The following is a 15,535-nucleotide window of genomic DNA, read 5'->3' as shown; positions in this document are numbered from 1 at the left end:
CATGGCACTCGGATTTACACCTGTAGTGGAGCTATACGGAGCCAATGCCGCGTTATTCAACGAGCGGCTATTGGAGTGGGAGCATACCGACGCAGCGGGGTTTGTATCTGATCAACTGAAGTTGACCCTCGATATCGAGGGGCTTGAAGGGCTGCCCGATCTGGGCGGCAAAATTGGCCTGCGTATTGGCTATCTGGAATCGGGCCTGGTGGATAAGGGTGTGTTCAAGATTACCCAGCGCACGCCGTCGATGTTCCCATTGAGACTGGTGCTGGTGGCCACGGCGGCACCGTTCGACGAGCACGAATTCAAACAGCGCCGCACCGCCAGCCATGGGCCGATAACCCTGGGTGCGCTGTTTCGCCAACTGACCACCCGATATGGTTTTTCACCGCGTGTGGCGCCTGAACTCGACGGTGAGCCGATCGCGCACATCGATCAGACCAATGAAAGCGACATGGCCTTTCTGACGCGCTTGGCCAAGCGCTTCGATGCGGTGGCCAAGCCTGTCGATGAGCTTTATGTACTGGGGCGCAAAGGCCAGATCAAGACGCTGTCGGGCAAGGCATTGCCGGATGTACGGTTGTCGATTACCCATGACAATCGTCCAGGTGACCGCGCGTTCATCAGCGCCAGCTTCACCGAAACCAGCCGTGCCAAATACAACGGTGCGCAAACGTCATGGTGGGACGCGGCAGCCGGAAAACAGCGTGTCGTCAAGGTGGGCATCGCACCCTTCAAAGTGGTGACACCGCGATACCAGAGCGAGGACGAAGCACGCTCGGCGGCGCAGGGAGAGATGCGGCGGGTGGAGCGCGAAGGGTTGCAGATCGATGTGGTTTGCCCGGGTAATCCTTCGTTGGCTGCTGAAGGCCTGTTGCTGCTGGATGAGTCGTGGCCGGGGTTCATGCAAGGGCGCTGGTCGATTAAAACGGTGAAATCCAGGGGCGAGCGAAAAGGTGGCTATCGGAGTACGGTCCAGGCCAGCGGTTTGTCGGTGTAGATCCTTCCTTAGAGTAAAACCCATGGTAATCACACATGCTCAGCTTCTGGGTGTAATGCCTGGAGCCCGCCTTCGCGCGGGCATTTTTTTAACCTTTCTAAATGCGGCCTTTGCGGGGCATCAGATCAATACGGCCCGTCGCGTCGCCGCCTTCCTCGCCCAAATCGGTCACGAGTCTGCCCAGTTACAGTACGTGCGCGAATTGGGTAGCGATCAATACCTGAGCAAGTACGACACCGGCAGCTTGGCCGCGCGGCTGGGCAACACCCCTGAGGCGGACGGTGATGGGCAAATGTATCGGGGCAGGGGGTTGATCCAGATCACCGGGCGCCGTAATTACATGGCGTGTAGCCAAGCTCTGTTTGGTGACGATCGTCTGCTGCGACAACCAAAATTGCTGGAGCAGCCACAGTGGGCCTGCGAATCTGCCGCCTGGTTCTGGCAAAGCAACGGCCTCAATGAGCTCGCCGACAAAGACCAGTTCACCACCATCACTCGCCGTATCAATGGCGGGCTCAACGGTCTGGACGATCGTTTGCGGTTGTGGGTGCGAGCGAAGGCGGTGCTATGCGTTTCCTAGGTGCGTTTCGCTTGGTCGGTGTGTGCCTGCTCATGGCGCTTGTTTGGCAGGTGCAGGCGTGGCGATACGGGGCGCAGCTGGAGCTGCAATCGGTCCGACATACACAGGCGCTCAGCCAACAAAGCCAGGCAATTCTTCAGCAACAACAGGCTGAACAGGCCAAACGCCTGGCCCTTGAACAGCAAATCTCTACTAGCGATCACCAACACATTCAGGAATTGAACGATGCCCTGCGTAATCAAGCGGCTCTGCGCGATCGCCTGGCCACTGCTGATGTGCGGCTGTCAGTCCTTCTCGCCACCGTCACCACTGGCTGCACAGTGCCTGCCGCCCCCAGCCCCGGCGGCGTGGTTCATGCAACCTCGCGAGCCCGACTTGACCCGGCGCATGCTCAGCGAATTATCCGCATCACCGACGACGGCGATAACGCCCTGATCGCCTTGCGTGCTTGCCAGGCCTACGTGCAGGCCGTCGCGCATTAGCGTCTTGATGCACTCTGTACCTTGCAAGGTCGATGGGCTCCTGTAGGGTAGACAAACCCCCGCCCATTCCTGGAGACGACCGTGAAGGAAATCACTCAACTGGCTGCCGAACTGGGTCGCCGTTTGCAGGTGCTCAGTGCCCACGTCACCACTGCCGAGTCCTGTACCGGCGGCGGCATTGCCGAAGCCATCACGCGGATCCCGGGCAGTTCGGCCTGGTTCGAGGCGGGCTATGTCACTTATTCCAACCGACAGAAGACCCGGCAGTTGAATGTGCCGGAAAAACTGTTCGCCAAAGTCGGGGCCGTCAGCCAGGAAGTGGTGGAGGCGATGGCCCGCGGTGCGCAGGAAAAAAGCCTGGCACGGTTTGCCGTGGCGGTCAGCGGTGTCGCTGGCCCGGATGGCGGTTCGCCGGACAAGCCGGTGGGCACCGTTTGGCTGGCTTTTGCCGTGGGCGAAGAGGTGACCGCCGAGCTTGCGCACTTCCCCGGCAACCGCGACGAGGTCCGCCGACAAACGGTAAAAGCCGCGCTGGAGGGCTTGTTGCGACGAGCTGCAGTAGAAATAGACAATCAGGGGTAGGCGATCTCGGATCTTTGTGGAACAATACTGTCTACTTATACAGGTGTTGGCCGTCAGGCCTTATTGATTACGTGAGGACTTTAATGGACGACAACAAGAAGAAAGCCTTGGCTGCGGCCCTGGGTCAGATCGAACGTCAATTCGGCAAGGGTGCCGTAATGCGTATGGGCGATCACGACCGTCAGGCGATCCCGGCTATTTCCACTGGCTCTCTGGGTCTGGACATCGCGCTCGGCATTGGCGGCCTGCCAAAAGGCCGTATCGTTGAAATCTACGGTCCTGAATCTTCCGGTAAAACCACCCTGACCCTGTCGGTGATTGCCCAGGCGCAAAAGATGGGCGCCACCTGCGCGTTCGTCGACGCCGAGCACGCCCTGGATCCTGAATACGCCGGCAAGCTGGGCGTCAACGTCGATGACCTGCTGGTTTCCCAGCCGGACACCGGCGAGCAAGCCCTGGAAATCACCGACATGCTGGTGCGCTCCAACGCCATCGACGTGATCGTGGTCGACTCCGTGGCGGCCCTGGTGCCCAAGGCTGAAATCGAAGGCGAAATGGGCGACATGCACGTGGGCCTGCAAGCCCGCCTGATGTCCCAGGCGCTGCGTAAAATCACCGGTAACATCAAGAACGCCAACTGCCTGGTGATCTTCATCAACCAGATCCGTATGAAGATCGGCGTGATGTTCGGCAGCCCGGAAACCACCACCGGTGGTAACGCGCTGAAGTTCTACGCTTCGGTCCGTCTGGATATCCGCCGTACGGGCGCGGTGAAGGAAGGTGACGAGGTTGTCGGTAGCGAAACCCGCGTCAAGGTCGTGAAGAACAAAGTGGCCCCGCCATTCCGTCAGGCTGAGTTCCAGATTCTCTACGGCAAGGGTATCTACCTGAACGGCGAGATGATCGACCTGGGCGTACTGCACGGTTTCGTCGAGAAGTCCGGTGCCTGGTATGCCTACAACGGCAGCAAGATCGGTCAGGGCAAGGCCAACTCGGCCAAGTTCCTGGCAGACAATCCGGATATCGCTGCCACGCTTGAGAAGCAGATCCGCGACAAGCTGCTGACCGCAGCGCCGGACGTGAAAGCGGCTGCCAACCGCGAGCCGGTAGATGAAATGGAAGAAGCCGATACTGACGTCTGAAGCAAACGATGACTGTTGTACTGGATACACTCGTCGCCGTTCGGCGCACTGCAATGGACCTGCTCGCTCGCCGCGAGCATGGTCGAGTCGAGCTGACACGTAAGTTGCGTCAGCGCGGCGCAGAGCCTGAGATGATCGAAACAGTCCTCGACCGGTTGACGGAAGAAGGGCTGTTGTCGGAAGCCCGTTACCTTGAAAGCTTTGTGTCTTACCGCGCACGTTCCGGTTACGGCCCTGCGCGGATTCGCGAGGAGTTAAGCCAGCGCGGACTGCAACGTGCCGATATTGACCTTGCGCTACGTGAGTGCGGTATCAGTTGGCAGTCGCAGTTGGAGGAAACCTGGCGTCGCAAGTTTGCTGGGCATCTTCCTATTGATGCCAAGGAGCGTGCGAAGCAAGGTCGCTTCTTGAGTTATCGCGGGTTTTCGATGGACATGATCAGCCGCTTATTGAGCGGTCGGGATATGGACGACTGAGCAAAAAACAAAAGGCCCACTATGAAAATAGTGGGCCTTTTTTTTTGCCTGCAAAAAATCACGCTGTTTCTGGTGTCATCCGTTGCTGTGCCTTGCCCTGGGCCTGTGCCCAGTTCTCCGGCAGGTTGATGTAATCCACCAACTCCCGCAATCGCCCCTGGTCGCGACCGTTGAAATTGAACACCAAACGCGTCAAATGGCTGAACCTCGGTTCGTCATAGTCTTCGCCCGTATAGGCGAGTTGCTGGAACTCGCCACTGAGCCGCAAGCTGGCAAACGCTTGCTGCATATGGGCCAGGGCGCGGTCACTCAGTGGATGATTCATGCGCACCACAAACTCACGCTTAAGCCAACGGGTGGAGTGGAAGTTGGCGTAGAACTGGTTGATTTCGTCCACCGCCTCTTCGGCGCTGTAGACCAGGCGGACCAGTTTGAGGTCGGTGGGCAGGATGTAGCGATTGGCTTCCAGCTGGCTGCGGATGAAATCCAGGGCGCCTTGCCAGAATCCACCGCCCGGCGCATCCAGTAGCACTACCGGCACCAGCGGGCTCTTGCCGGTCTGGATCAGGGTCAGCACTTCCAATGCCTCGTCGAGGGTGCCGAAGCCGCCAGGGCACAACACCAGCGCGTCGGCTTCTTTGACGAAGAACAGCTTACGGGTAAAGAAGAAGTGGAATGACAGCAGGTTGTCGGTGCCATCAATGGTTGGGTTGGCATGCTGTTCAAAGGGCAGGGTGATATTGAACCCCAGGCTGTGCTCCAGGCCCGCGCCTTCGTGGGCTGCGGCCATGATCCCGCCACCGCCACCGGTGATGACCATCAGGTCGGAACGTGCCAACGCCGCCCCCACTTCTCGGGCCAGCGCATACAGCGGGCTTTCCACTGGCGTACGCGCCGAGCCGAATACCGTGACTTTGCGCCGGCCCTTGAATTGTTCGAGCACCCGAAAGGCATGGTCCAGTTCACGGATGGCACGCAGGGTGATCTTGGCGTTCCAGCGATCACGGTCGTCTTGGGCCATGCGCAGGACGGTGAGGATCATGTCTCGATAAAGAGGGATATTCGGGCTGTTGGGGGCGATCAACTGAATTTGTGCGTCGACCTGCTGAGTGAGGTCGGTCCCGTTTTCTTCAAAATGACGAAGCAGCAAATCATTCGATTCATAAGGCATTCAATTTCTCCTTCTTTACAGGGCCTGGGTAGTCGACGAGAACGTCGCCTGGGCCACGACACTGCTTGTGTCGCGGCATGCCGCAGGAGGGCAGGCCTTTTTTGTCCTGAAAATATGACAGAACAGCATTAAAAACTGTGGTGGGTGGGCATCTGGGATGAACTGATCATGGGCCGAAAAACCCTTGGCTGGCAACCGCTTATTGGGGGTTCATTACGCAGTTTAGTCGTTGGTGGCAAACGCAGAGGAAGCGTGCGCGCCGCTGGGAAGCAGCGCGGGAGGGTCAAGCAGAGGTTACTTTTTCTTTTTCGCCGGAGCCGGGCAATCGGCCTCTGCGAACTTGACGGAAGCCACCGGGCGATTGGTCTTGTTCTCGGTAATTTCGTAGCGCATCACTGCGCCCTTGGCCATCAGCTCGCGGTAGCCCGGGTTGGTGCACACACTGCGGCCCAGCTGGAAATACACAGCCTTGGGGTTGGCGCGCATCTGTTCGGCACGGTCAGGCAGCACGCTGAGGTGATCGATCAGTTGCATCCCTTCAACGGTGTAGGCGACTTCCAGGGTTTTTTCATCGATTTCCCGGGGCAGGTCCTTGTTGCTTTCGGCCGCGACGCTTTGCAGCTTCTTGTTCATTTGAGCCTCCAGCAGCGAGGCCGCGTGGGCGCCCATAGGCAAGACCAGCGCAAGGGCGACGGATGGGGCAACAAGGCGCAGCATGGAACGCAGCATGAAACTCTCCTGATTCGGTTACTGGTGCATAGACCAGCCACTGGGCTGTGCGTTCAGTGGCGCGCAATTATAGGTGAGCCCTTGCCACTACAGCCAGGCGTATCGCTGGTAAACTGCTGGACTTCTGTTTTTCACGAGTTTGTTCCGTGTCGATTTCCTTTTCTTCGCCGCGTGCCCGATGAGTCACGCCGTCTCCCGTTTGCGTACCCAGCGTCTGGCGCGTGCCGTCAGGCCGTTTCTCAATCGGGGTTCCCGTGCTGAGCGCTGTCCCGGCTGTCGGGTCATTCCTGAGTACTGCCTGTGTGCCTGGCGGCCTCAGGTAGAAGCCAAGTCCGCCATGTGCCTGTTGATGCATGACGTAGAACCGATGAAGCCCAGTAACACGGGCTGGCTGATCGCCGATGTCATACACGACACCACCGCATTCGCCTGGTCGCGTACCGAAGTCGACCCCGAGTTGCTCAGGCTGCTGGCCGACCCGCAGTGGCAACCCTACATCGTATTTCCCGGTGAATTCGTGGCGCCGCAACGGGTGGTCAGTGAAGTGCGCGTGGAGGAGGGCAAGCGCCCACTGTTCATCCTGCTGGACGGCACCTGGAGCGAAGCGCGCAAGATGTTTCGCAAAAGTCCCTATCTGGAACATTTACCGGTGCTGAGCCTGGCACCCGAGCAACTGTCGCGTTACAAGCTACGGCGCTCCAAGCGTGATGACCACTTCTGCACCGCCGAGGTGGCGGCGCTGTGCCTGGAGCTGGCCGATGACCTGGTCGCCAGCGAAGTGCTGGATGCCTACCTCGATGTATTCAGCACCCATTACCTGGCTGCCAAGTTCCAACTGCCACTGGATGCGGCAGACACCGTGCATACGCGCCTTGCACCCTACATCCCGGCGGGATAACCAGACGACGTTTGCATGATGGCACTGTAAGCCCGCAACCCGCTAAAATCCCCACGGGCGTAGTGCTTGACCCTCCAGGCTACGCTGGGCATGCTGTGCGCCGATTGGGCGCAACCGTGAATTATCGACGTCGTTTCATGTGTTTTTGACGTTGAGCGGGCCCTGTGGCGATCGCTGTCCGGCCGTCGCCTCGTGTATTGGTGAACCCTGAACCCATCAGGGCTCCCATAAAAAACAGGATCATTTAACCAATGGCCACATACGAAATCCTGATTGCCGATGACCACCCGCTGTTTCGCAGCGCACTGCATCAGGCCGTAACCCTGGGCCTTGGCCCCGATGTACGTTTGGTCGAAGTAGCCAGCATTGCCGAACTGGAAGCCCGCCTGACTGAAAAATCCGACTGGGACCTGGTGTTGCTCGACCTGAACATGCCGGGCGCCTACGGTTTTTCCGGGCTGGTGCTGCTGCGTGGCCAATACCCGCAGATCCCCGTGGTGATGGTGTCGGCCCAGGAAGAAGCCGACGTGGTGGTGCGCTCCAAGGAGTTTGGCGCCAGCGGTTTCATTCCCAAGTCCAGCGCGATGGAAGATATCCAGAAAGCCGTGCGCACGGTGTTGGACGGCGATGTGTCCTGGCCACCCCAGGCGTTTGAAGAAATCAATGTGTCCGATGAAGCCAAGGCCGCCCGCGATGGCCTGGCCAGCTTGACGCCCCAGCAGTTCCGGGTGTTGACCATGGTTTGCGAAGGTTTGTTGAACAAGCAGATTGCCTACGAATTGAGTGTGTCGGAAGCGACCATCAAGGCCCACGTTACGGCGATTTTCCGTAAGTTGGGTGTGCGTACGCGCACTCAGGCGGCGTTGCTTTTGCAGCAACTCGAGTCCATCTCGCAACATTAAGTTACAGCCGCTTCACGCTTTTTTGACTTTGCGTGATCTAGCTTCCCCACTTCTTTGGTTCAGTTGCCTACATCTATGTCGCCTTTCAAGGGTCAAACCGGTATCAAACGTATCTTCAATGCAGGGGGCTATTCCCTGGATGGCCTGCGTGCGGCTTTCACGGGCGAGGCGGCATTCCGCCAGTTGGTGTTGCTGAACGTCATCCTGATCCCCTTGAGCTTTTTCCTGCAGGTCAGCCGGGTTGAACGGGCGCTGCTGATTGCAGTGTGTTTGTTGGCGCTGATCGTCGAATTGCTCAACTCAGCGGTAGAAGCGGCCATTGACCGTATTTCCCTGGACCGCCACCCGCTGTCGAAAAACGCCAAGGACATGGGCAGCGCCGCGCAATTTGTGGCACTGACCATGATCACCCTGGTATGGGCCGTGATCCTGATCTGACGATCAAGCGATACTCGGCAGCACGATCTCGTCGCTGCGCTGCACCCCAGCGGTGAAGGCGCGGCACAGTTCGAGAAACTCACGCATCGCCGAGGTCTGGTACTTCTGCTTGTGCCAGATGAAGTAGAACTGCCGGGCCAGGTCCAGGTCCGGGGTTTCCACCGGCACCAGGCTGCCACGGCGGAAGGCATCGCGCAGCGCCAGCCGCGAAATGCAGCCAATCCCCAAGCCCGACTCCACTGCCCGTTTGATCGCCTCGGTGTGTTCCAGCTCCAGGCGGATATTCAGCGCGCTGCGGTGATGACGCATTGCCTGATCAAAGGTCAGTCGCGTGCCCGAGCCCTGTTCCCGCAGGATCCACGCTTCGTGGGTCAACTCGTCCATGGTGGCCACGCCACGCTTGGCCAAATGATGCTGGGGCGCACAGAACACCACCAGCTCATCTTCTACCCACGTCTGCACCTCGATATCCGGGTGGCTGCAGTCGCCTTCAATTAGACCCAGGTCAATTTCGTAGTGGGCAACCTGATGCACGATATGGGCAGTGTTCTGCACATGCAGCTTTACCTGGCTCTCGGGGTGTTGCTGCATAAAGCTGCCAATCAGCAGTGTCGCCAGGTAATTGCCTATGGTCAGCGTGGCGCCGACCGCCAGGGAACCGAAGCCTGACTTGCCGTTGAGCAGGTCTTCGATCTCCTTGGCCTGGTCCAGCAATGCCACCGCCTGAGGCAACAGCTGGTGACCGAGGGCGTTGAGGCTCAGGCGTTTGCCGGCGCGGTCGAATAATTGGCAGCTGGATTGACGCTCCAGCTCGGTAATCGAGGTGCTGGCGGCGGATTGAGATAAGGCCAGAAGGCCAGCAGCGCGCGAGACGCTTTCCTGCTGGGCGACGGCGACGAAAACTTGCAGTTGACGGAGAGTAAATCGCATATCGATATAACCGATAACCCTTATCTTAATAATCCAGTTAACAGATATTGTCGCCGCCATTAGAATGCTGTGCAATTGCGCATCCATACCTTTGGCGCAGACCCATTTCCAGGAGTCCCCCGTACATGAGCAACATGAACCACGAGCGTGTCCTCAGTGTTCATCACTGGAACGACACTCTGTTCAGCTTCAAGTGCACCCGCGATCCGGGCCTGCGCTTCGAGAACGGTCAGTTCGTGATGATCGGCCTGCAACAGCCCAACGGCCGCCCGCTCATGCGCGCTTACTCCATTGCCAGCCCGAACTGGGAAGAGCATCTGGAGTTCTTCAGCATCAAGGTGCCCGATGGCCCGCTGACTTCCCAATTGCAGCATTTGAAGGAAGGCGACGAGATCATCATCAGCAAAAAACCGACGGGCACCCTGGTGCTTGACGATTTGAAGCCGGGCAAACACCTGTACCTGCTCAGCACCGGTACTGGCCTCGCCCCGTTCATGAGTGTGATCCAGGACCCTGAGACCTACGAGCGCTTCGAAAAAGTCATCCTGTGCCACGGCGTGCGCTACGTCAACGAAGTCGCCTACCGCGAATTCATCACCGAGCACCTGCCGCAGAACGAGTTCTTCGGTGAGGCCCTGCGTGACAAGTTGATCTACTACCCGACCGTGACCCGCGAGCCGTTCGAAAACGAAGGCCGCCTGACCGACCTGATGCGCAGCGGCAAGCTGTTCAGCGACATCGGCCTGCCGCCGATCAACCCCGAAGACGACCGCGCCATGCTGTGTGGCAGCCCAAGTATGTTGGATGAGACCAGCGAAGTGTTGAACAGCTTCGGCCTCAAGGTTTCGCCACGGATGCGTGAGCCGGGTGACTACCTGATCGAGCGTGCGTTCGTCGAGAAGTGACTTCGGGTCACTTGTAGGAGCGAGCTTGCTCGCGAAGAACGCCAACGATAACGCTGGCATCTTGACTGAACGCGGTGCCTGCTCGTTTTTCGCGAGCAAGCTCGTTCCTACAGTCGAATGCGTTGCAAAGAAAAGCCCGCGTTGCCTGTGAAGGCAGCGCGGGCTTTTGCGTTTCTGCGATTTACTGCGCCGAAACCACTTCCAGCACACAAATCATCCCCGGCTCCGGGTAGTGCCAGCGCACATCCACATCCCAGAACCGCACACCGTATTCGCGTTCCGACGTCGGAACCTGATACGCAGGCCGCGGGTCCTGTGCCAGACACTGTTCAATCAACTCCACCAACGGTTCACCAAGGCGCTGTGCATGGCCTTGCGCCTGTTGCAGTGCAGCCTTGAGCCATTGCACGCCGATCAGCGCGGGCGCATCGCTGGCGATGTCGTTGGTGGCCGCATCCACGATATCGGCATAAGGCACATACGGCTTGATATCCAACACCGGCGTGCCATCGAGCAAATCTATGCCGGAAATCCACAGGCGCCCCCGTTCCACCTTGTCCAGCTTCACCACCGACTGGCCGATGCCATTGGGGCGATGGGTTGCGCGGGTGGCAAACACGCCCATGGACGTATTGCCGCCCAGGCGTGGCGGGCGCACTTTCAGGCGTGGCTTGTCTTCCAGGGCCTGATGAAACAGAAACAGCAGCCACACATGGCTGACCTGCTCCAGCCCCTGCACCGCCTCACCCTGGTCGAACGGCGCTACCAGCTCCAGCACGCCACGGGCAGCCGGTGCCAGTTGCGGTTGGCGCGGGATGGCGAACTTCTCCTTGAAACAGGAGCGTACGAAGCCGACGGGCGAGATCTGGTAACTCATGGCTTAGGCACGGACCCGCAAGGTCAGGCCCTTGAGGAAGTTACGCAGCAACTGATCGCCACAGGTGCGGTAGTTGGTATGACCAAACTTGCGAAACAGCGCGCTCAGCTCTGGCTTGGACACCGGGAACTCCGCCGCCTTGAGGATTGCATGCATGTCGTCTTCCTTCAGTTCGAAGGCCACGCGCAGCTTTTTCAGAATGATGTTGTTGGTCACCGGGGTTTCGATCGGTTGCGGCGGGCGGCTTTCGTCCTTGCCGCGCTTGAAAATCACCAAGCCATCGAGGAAGTGAGCCATGACTTCATCCGGGCAGAACACGAAGCCTTCTTCCTCATCTTTCTTGAGGTAGGTCAGTAGGTCTTCCTTGGTCACGTCCATGCCGCCGAGCTTGATGATCTCGACCATCTTGTTGTCGCTGATGTCGAGCATGTAGCGCACGCTGCGCAGTACGTCGTTGTGAATCATGGTGGGCAATCCTGGTATTCAACTGATGACACCGCCGGAATCAGGCGGTGTCGGGAAAAGGGAACGGCTTAAAACTTTTCTTTGCCGGACAGGTAACGCCATTGGCCCACTGGCACCTTGCCGATGGACACGCCGCCGATGCGGATGCGGCGGATGGCGATGACTTTCAGGCCAACGGCTTCGCAGAACAGCGCGATCACGCCGGGTTGCGGATTTTTCATCGCAAAGCGCAGGCGGTTCTCGTTCTGCCAGCTGGCTTTGACGGCAGGCAGCTCTTTGCCTTTGTAGGTCAGGCCGTGGTTCAAGCGGTTAAGGCCGTGGGCAACCATGTCGCCTTCGACTTCCACCACGTATTCCTGCTCGATCTTGGCGGCATCGGCGGTCAACTTGCGCAGAATCTTCCAGTCTTGGGTGAACACTAGCAGGCCACTGGCCTTGGCTTGCAGGTCGGCGCTGGCGCTCAGGCGCAGAAAGTGCCCCTTGAGCGGGCGCTTGCCGAAGCGGTGCTCTTCAGAAAGGGTTTCGGCGCTGATCGAGGCCATGGCGGTTTCAGCATCCATGCCTGCGGGGGCGTGCATCAGGATGGTCACCGGCTCTGGCGCGGTGGCTTTAGCTTCCGGGTCCAGCTCGACCTTCTCGTCAGTGACCTTGAACTGCGGCTCGTCGATCACTTCGCCGTCCACCGAGACCCAGCCGCCTTCGATAAACAACTCAGCCTCCCGACGGGAGCAACCGACCAGTTCGATAAGGCGTTTGGAGAGGCGTATGGGGTCAGTCATGACAAGGGCCGTAACAAAAGGGGGCCACTATTGTACCTGCCTGGCGCCGGTTAATCCCGGCCCCATTTCAGCACATGGGCCATAACAATTACTTAACTGACACAACACGGGTCAAATGTGGGAGCTGGCTTGCCTGCGATGGCGGTATACCAGCACCGGATGGGTAGACTGACCCGACGCCTTCGCAGGCAAGCCAGCTCCCACAGTTCAGACATTACGGGCCCGTTGCTGCTGGTGTAGACGCAGGTGCAGCAATGGATAAGGCTGCCCAAGCCCATCATGTTCTGTGCGCCCGATTACCTCGAAGCCTTGCTTGAGGTAAAAACCCAGGGCCTGGGGGTTCTGTTCGTTGACGTCCAGTTCATCGGCATTCATGTGTTCGATCGCGTAACCCAGCAATTGCCGGCCCAGTCCCTGGCCACGGTGGTGCGGGTCGATAAACAGCATTTCCACCTTGCCCGCCGACACTCCGGCGAACCCGGTGATGCGTTGGCATGAGTCCTTGGTGCAGATCAGCATGACCGCATCGAGGTACCGGGTCAGCACCAGGTTTTTCAACATGTCGATATAGCTGTCCGGGAGGAAGTCGTGGGTGGCGCGTACCGAGTTCTCCCAGATCTGCACCAGGCGCGTGTAATCGCTGGTTTTAGGTGTGTGAATCACCGAATGCTGACGCATACCCGCTGTCCCTTGCTGTATTCGGGGTTGATGGACAATACGATAGACCTAAAAAAGCCCCGCATCTTCTCAGAGGCGAGGCTTTTTATCACCGTGCGATCAGTCGCGCTTTTCAGCCCACAAGTCGTACTCGTCGGCGTCGGTCACGGTGCACCAGACTTTGTCACCCGGCTTCAGGCCGCTGGCATCGTCGATAAACACGTTACCGTCAATTTCAGGGGCGTCGAAGAAGCAACGACCCACCGCGCCTTGCTCGTCGACTTCATCGATCAGCACTTCGATTTCCTTGCCGATGCGCAGTTGCAGGCGTGCCGAGCTGATGGCCTGCTGGTGCGCCATGAAGCGCTCCCAACGGTCTTGCTTGACGTCGTCCGGTACCACGGCCAAGTCCAGCAGGTTGGCCGGTGCACCTTCCACCGGCGAGTACTGGAAGCAACCGACGCGGTCCAGCTGCGCTTCGGTCAGCCAGTCCAACAGGTACTGGAAGTCTTCCTCGGTCTCGCCGGGGAAACCGACGATGAAGGTGGAGCGGATGATCAGCTCCGGGCAGATCTCGCGCCAGTTCTTGATGCGTGCCAGGGTCTTGTCTTCGAACGCCGGGCGTTTCATCGCCTTGAGCACTTTCGGGCTGGCGTGCTGGAACGGGATGTCCAGGTACGGCAGGATCTTGCCGGCGGCCATCAACGGGATCAACTCGTCCACGTGCGGGTAAGGGTAAACATAGTGCAGGCGCACCCACACGCCCAGGCTGCTGAGGGCTTCGCACAGCTCGGTCATGCGGGTTTTCACCGGCGCGCCGTTCCAGAAACCGGTGCGGTATTTCACATCGACGCCGTAGGCGCTGGTGTCCTGGGAGATCACCAGCAGCTCCTTGACGCCAGACTTGACCAGGCGCTGGGCCTCGTCGAGCACATCACCCACCGGGCGGCTTACCAGTTTGCCGCGCATCGACGGGATGATGCAGAAGCTGCAGCTGTGGTTGCAGCCTTCGGAAATCTTCAGATATGCGTAGTGACGCGGGGTCAGCTTGATGCCTTGAGGCGGCACCAGGTCGATCAGCGGATTGTGATCCTGGCGTGGCGGCACCACCTCGTGCACAGCGTTGACCACTTGCTCGTACTGCTGCGGGCCGGTCACCGCCAGCACACTCGGGTGCACGTTACGGATATTGCCTTCTTCCACCCCCATGCAGCCGGTCACGATGACCTTGCCGTTTTCCTTGATGGCTTCGCCGATCACTTCCAGGGATTCGGCCTTGGCCGAGTCGATGAAGCCACAGGTGTTGACCACCACCACATCGGCGTCCTGGTAAGTGGACACGACGTCGTAGCCTTCCATACGCAATTGCGTGAGGATGCGCTCGGAGTCGACAAGCGCCTTCGGGCAACCCAGGGAAACAAAGCCAACCTTGGGGTTGGCTTTTGCGATGGTGGTGGACATGTCTAACCTCGGTATTGAATGACGCTGCCGGTCGCGCACGACAAGGCAACGGATGGGCGCTTGGTGCGCCTCTGATCAAAAAGTGCGCAATTCTATCGGCGGGCAGCGCACTTGACCAGCTTTATGCAGGGAAATGCGACGAGTGCTGCGCCGGGTAATCCCCATAGCTACTGGCGCGCGCTTAAGCCTGGACGTCTTGTTCTGTTCGGTGCGATACCACTTTAGACATGCCCACACCTAACGCCTGGAGGACTTTAAGCAAAGTGGAGAGCTTAGGATCACCGCCGACGCCGATGGACCTGTAGAGGTTTGCTCGATTGAGTCCTGTGTTCTGCGACAAGCTGAGCATCCCACCACGAGCTTCCGCCACTCGACGGATAGCGACAAGGAAAGCGTCCTCGCCACCGGCTTCATCTATTTCCTCAAGCGCGACAGATAAATATTCGAGGGCGAATGCTTCGTCGTTGCGAAGCATTTCCAGAACGCTATCTTCGTGCGGGCGGGTACGAATGGTCATTTTTGCTGCACCTTGTAAGATTTCCAGAGAGCCTTGGCCTGATCGATATCGTTCTGCTGTCTGGCCTTCGAACCACCGCCCAATAGGAAAATGATTTTTCGATCCTGGACTGCGTAATACACGCGAAACCCTGGGCCGAAGTCGAGCTTCATCTCAAAGACCCCATCACCCACTGGCTCGGTAACGCCAAAGTGACCAAGGGACGCCCGATCCACTCTGGTGGTGATTCTTGCTTTCGAACGCGTGTCCTGCACTGTATCCAGCCAAGCCTGGTAGATATCCACGCCGTTGATTGACAGTACGTGTTTCACTTCGTACATGAGGAGTGTACCTTAAAAGAGACAGTCCGATAGTTGAGTTTTTATATCGACTGCGCGCCATGCGAATGCACGAATGACTGATCAGGTAATCCGGCCAAGGCGCTCCTGCTCACACCACCCACGCAGCACGACTGAGCCGGGCCAGGAATATACGGTTGGCCGTAAATGTGATCAATGCAGGCAAAAAGGCGCCAAAGTGCTGCTGTGCCCGCTATGACTGA

The 15,535-nt window shown here is 58.7% G+C and carries 20 protein-coding genes and 1 pseudogene; 11 read left to right on the top strand and 10 right to left on the bottom strand.

The annotated features are described in order from the left end of the window. The first annotated feature begins 1 nt into the window (after nucleotide 1). From HU730_RS06715 to recX, 6 genes are all read left to right on the top strand, one after another. Nucleotides 2-1,003, top strand: coding sequence for a contractile injection system protein, VgrG/Pvc8 family (locus tag HU730_RS06715; RefSeq protein WP_186526496.1), 1,002 nt, complete (start codon nucleotides 2-4; stop codon nucleotides 1,001-1,003). Between the two features lie 22 nt (nucleotides 1,004-1,025). Next, nucleotides 1,026-1,583, top strand: coding sequence for a glycoside hydrolase family 19 protein (locus HU730_RS06710; RefSeq protein WP_034126486.1), 558 nt, complete (start codon nucleotides 1,026-1,028; stop codon nucleotides 1,581-1,583). Further along, nucleotides 1,571-2,065 carry a lysis system i-spanin subunit Rz gene (locus tag HU730_RS06705; protein ID WP_034126487.1) on the top strand — a complete coding sequence of 165 codons (495 nt, stop codon included), beginning with the start codon at nucleotides 1,571-1,573 and terminating at the stop codon, nucleotides 2,063-2,065. Before HU730_RS06710 ends, HU730_RS06705 begins: the two co-directional genes overlap by 13 nt. 81 nt (nucleotides 2,066-2,146) lie before the next feature. Further along, nucleotides 2,147-2,647: a CinA family protein gene (locus tag HU730_RS06700; protein WP_186526497.1), complete on the top strand. Its 501-nt coding sequence runs from the start codon at nucleotides 2,147-2,149 to the stop codon at nucleotides 2,645-2,647. Nucleotides 2,648-2,730: 83 nt separating this feature from the next. Then, on the top strand, nucleotides 2,731-3,789 hold the full coding sequence (gene recA / locus HU730_RS06695; protein WP_014717176.1) for a recombinase RecA: 1,059 nt from the start codon (nucleotides 2,731-2,733) through the stop codon (nucleotides 3,787-3,789). An 8-nt stretch (nucleotides 3,790-3,797) separates the two neighbouring features. Then, nucleotides 3,798-4,265: a recombination regulator RecX gene (gene recX / locus HU730_RS06690; RefSeq protein WP_186526498.1), complete on the top strand. Its 468-nt coding sequence runs from the start codon at nucleotides 3,798-3,800 to the stop codon at nucleotides 4,263-4,265. A 58-nt stretch (nucleotides 4,266-4,323) separates the two neighbouring features. Here recX and HU730_RS06685 read toward each other — a convergent pair whose 3' ends face one another. Both HU730_RS06685 and HU730_RS06680 read right to left on the bottom strand, forming a co-directional pair. Then, on the bottom strand, nucleotides 4,324-5,436 hold the full coding sequence (locus HU730_RS06685; protein ID WP_186526499.1) for a TIGR00730 family Rossman fold protein: 1,113 nt from the start codon (nucleotides 5,434-5,436) through the stop codon (nucleotides 4,324-4,326). A gap of 294 nt (nucleotides 5,437-5,730) precedes the next feature. Beyond that, the gene (locus HU730_RS06680) at nucleotides 5,731-6,165 is read right to left on the bottom strand and encodes a PA3611 family quorum-sensing-regulated virulence factor (RefSeq protein WP_034126491.1); all 435 of its coding nucleotides are present in this window, start codon (nucleotides 6,163-6,165) and stop codon (nucleotides 5,731-5,733) included. Nucleotides 6,166-6,343: 178 nt separating this feature from the next. On the opposite strand from HU730_RS06680, the gene HU730_RS06675 reads away from it, so the two are divergent. The 3 genes from HU730_RS06675 (at nucleotide 6,344) to HU730_RS06665 (ending at nucleotide 8,403) form a co-directional block, all read left to right on the top strand. Then, nucleotides 6,344-7,063, top strand: coding sequence for a tRNA-uridine aminocarboxypropyltransferase (locus HU730_RS06675; RefSeq protein WP_054917802.1), 720 nt, complete (start codon nucleotides 6,344-6,346; stop codon nucleotides 7,061-7,063). Between the two features lie 251 nt (nucleotides 7,064-7,314). Next, complete coding sequence (erdR, locus tag HU730_RS06670; RefSeq protein WP_003189050.1) at nucleotides 7,315-7,965, top strand: response regulator transcription factor ErdR; 651 nt, start codon at nucleotides 7,315-7,317, stop codon at nucleotides 7,963-7,965. 75 nt (nucleotides 7,966-8,040) lie between these two features. Further along, nucleotides 8,041-8,403 carry a diacylglycerol kinase gene (locus HU730_RS06665; RefSeq protein WP_003189051.1) on the top strand — a complete coding sequence of 121 codons (363 nt, stop codon included), beginning with the start codon at nucleotides 8,041-8,043 and terminating at the stop codon, nucleotides 8,401-8,403. A gap of 3 nt (nucleotides 8,404-8,406) precedes the next feature. Here HU730_RS06665 and HU730_RS06660 read toward each other — a convergent pair whose 3' ends face one another. Further along, nucleotides 8,407-9,333 (bottom strand): LysR family transcriptional regulator, encoded by a 927-nt coding sequence (locus HU730_RS06660; RefSeq protein WP_003189054.1) that lies wholly within the window; start codon nucleotides 9,331-9,333, stop codon nucleotides 8,407-8,409. A gap of 125 nt (nucleotides 9,334-9,458) precedes the next feature. On the opposite strand from HU730_RS06660, the gene fpr reads away from it, so the two are divergent. Further along, nucleotides 9,459-10,238 (top strand): ferredoxin-NADP reductase, encoded by a 780-nt coding sequence (gene fpr, locus HU730_RS06655; RefSeq protein ID WP_003189055.1) that lies wholly within the window; start codon nucleotides 9,459-9,461, stop codon nucleotides 10,236-10,238. 25 nt (nucleotides 10,239-10,263) lie between these two features. After that, nucleotides 10,264-10,362 (top strand): annotated as a pseudogene (locus HU730_RS26605) (outer membrane lipoprotein carrier protein LolA); the annotation flags it as partial. A gap of 57 nt (nucleotides 10,363-10,419) precedes the next feature. Here HU730_RS26605 and tsaA read toward each other — a convergent pair. From tsaA to HU730_RS06620, 7 genes are all read right to left on the bottom strand, one after another. Beyond that, nucleotides 10,420-11,115 (bottom strand): tRNA (N6-threonylcarbamoyladenosine(37)-N6)-methyltransferase TrmO, encoded by a 696-nt coding sequence (gene tsaA / locus HU730_RS06650; protein ID WP_186526500.1) that lies wholly within the window; start codon nucleotides 11,113-11,115, stop codon nucleotides 10,420-10,422. 3 nt (nucleotides 11,116-11,118) lie between these two features. Further along, the gene (locus HU730_RS06645) at nucleotides 11,119-11,580 is read right to left on the bottom strand and encodes a DUF1456 family protein (RefSeq protein WP_005785469.1); all 462 of its coding nucleotides are present in this window, start codon (nucleotides 11,578-11,580) and stop codon (nucleotides 11,119-11,121) included. Nucleotides 11,581-11,648: 68 nt separating this feature from the next. Continuing rightward, on the bottom strand, nucleotides 11,649-12,359 hold the full coding sequence (locus HU730_RS06640) for an rRNA pseudouridine synthase (RefSeq protein WP_014717183.1): 711 nt from the start codon (nucleotides 12,357-12,359) through the stop codon (nucleotides 11,649-11,651). 207 nt (nucleotides 12,360-12,566) lie between these two features. Continuing rightward, entirely contained in the window at nucleotides 12,567-13,037 is a 471-nt protein-coding gene (locus HU730_RS06635) for a GNAT family N-acetyltransferase (RefSeq protein WP_186526501.1), read from the bottom strand. Between the two features lie 99 nt (nucleotides 13,038-13,136). Continuing rightward, nucleotides 13,137-14,465 carry a 30S ribosomal protein S12 methylthiotransferase RimO gene (gene rimO, locus HU730_RS06630; RefSeq protein WP_169855583.1) on the bottom strand — a complete coding sequence of 443 codons (1,329 nt, stop codon included), beginning with the start codon at nucleotides 14,463-14,465 and terminating at the stop codon, nucleotides 13,137-13,139. A 193-nt stretch (nucleotides 14,466-14,658) separates the two neighbouring features. After that, entirely contained in the window at nucleotides 14,659-14,994 is a 336-nt protein-coding gene (locus tag HU730_RS06625) for an addiction module antidote protein (protein WP_034126496.1), read from the bottom strand. Further along, entirely contained in the window at nucleotides 14,991-15,314 is a 324-nt protein-coding gene (locus HU730_RS06620; protein WP_034126497.1) for a type II toxin-antitoxin system RelE/ParE family toxin, read from the bottom strand. Before HU730_RS06620 ends, HU730_RS06625 begins: the two co-directional genes overlap by 4 nt. Nucleotides 15,315-15,535 lie beyond the last annotated feature (221 nt).

The sequence above is a fragment of the Pseudomonas sp. SWRI22 genome (assembly GCF_014268395.2).
Taxonomy (GTDB): Bacteria; Pseudomonadota; Gammaproteobacteria; order Pseudomonadales; family Pseudomonadaceae; genus Aquipseudomonas; species Aquipseudomonas paracarnis.
This window is presented reverse-complemented; position numbering and strand designations above follow the sequence as displayed.

Coding starts and splice junctions, on each gene's coding strand:
- HU730_RS06715 (WP_186526496.1), top strand. CDS start 2: ATGGCACTCGGATTTACACCTGTAGTGGAGCTATACGGAGCCAATGCC.
- HU730_RS06710 (WP_034126486.1), top strand. CDS start 1,026: ATGGTAATCACACATGCTCAGCTTCTGGGTGTAATGCCTGGAGCCCGC.
- HU730_RS06705 (WP_034126487.1), top strand. CDS start 1,571: ATGCGTTTCCTAGGTGCGTTTCGCTTGGTCGGTGTGTGCCTGCTCATG.
- recA (WP_014717176.1), top strand. CDS start 2,731: ATGGACGACAACAAGAAGAAAGCCTTGGCTGCGGCCCTGGGTCAGATC.
- recX (WP_186526498.1), top strand. CDS start 3,798: ATGACTGTTGTACTGGATACACTCGTCGCCGTTCGGCGCACTGCAATG.
- HU730_RS06685 (WP_186526499.1), bottom strand. CDS start 5,436: ATGCCTTATGAATCGAATGATTTGCTGCTTCGTCATTTTGAAGAAAAC.
- HU730_RS06680 (WP_034126491.1), bottom strand. CDS start 6,165: ATGCTGCGTTCCATGCTGCGCCTTGTTGCCCCATCCGTCGCCCTTGCG.
- HU730_RS06675 (WP_054917802.1), top strand. CDS start 6,344: ATGAGTCACGCCGTCTCCCGTTTGCGTACCCAGCGTCTGGCGCGTGCC.
- erdR (WP_003189050.1), top strand. CDS start 7,315: ATGGCCACATACGAAATCCTGATTGCCGATGACCACCCGCTGTTTCGC.
- HU730_RS06665 (WP_003189051.1), top strand. CDS start 8,041: ATGTCGCCTTTCAAGGGTCAAACCGGTATCAAACGTATCTTCAATGCA.
- HU730_RS06660 (WP_003189054.1), bottom strand. CDS start 9,333: ATGCGATTTACTCTCCGTCAACTGCAAGTTTTCGTCGCCGTCGCCCAG.
- fpr (WP_003189055.1), top strand. CDS start 9,459: ATGAGCAACATGAACCACGAGCGTGTCCTCAGTGTTCATCACTGGAAC.
- tsaA (WP_186526500.1), bottom strand. CDS start 11,115: ATGAGTTACCAGATCTCGCCCGTCGGCTTCGTACGCTCCTGTTTCAAG.
- HU730_RS06645 (WP_005785469.1), bottom strand. CDS start 11,580: ATGATTCACAACGACGTACTGCGCAGCGTGCGCTACATGCTCGACATC.
- HU730_RS06640 (WP_014717183.1), bottom strand. CDS start 12,359: ATGACTGACCCCATACGCCTCTCCAAACGCCTTATCGAACTGGTCGGT.
- HU730_RS06635 (WP_186526501.1), bottom strand. CDS start 13,037: ATGCGTCAGCATTCGGTGATTCACACACCTAAAACCAGCGATTACACG.
- HU730_RS06625 (WP_034126496.1), bottom strand. CDS start 14,994: ATGACCATTCGTACCCGCCCGCACGAAGATAGCGTTCTGGAAATGCTT.
- HU730_RS06620 (WP_034126497.1), bottom strand. CDS start 15,314: ATGTACGAAGTGAAACACGTACTGTCAATCAACGGCGTGGATATCTAC.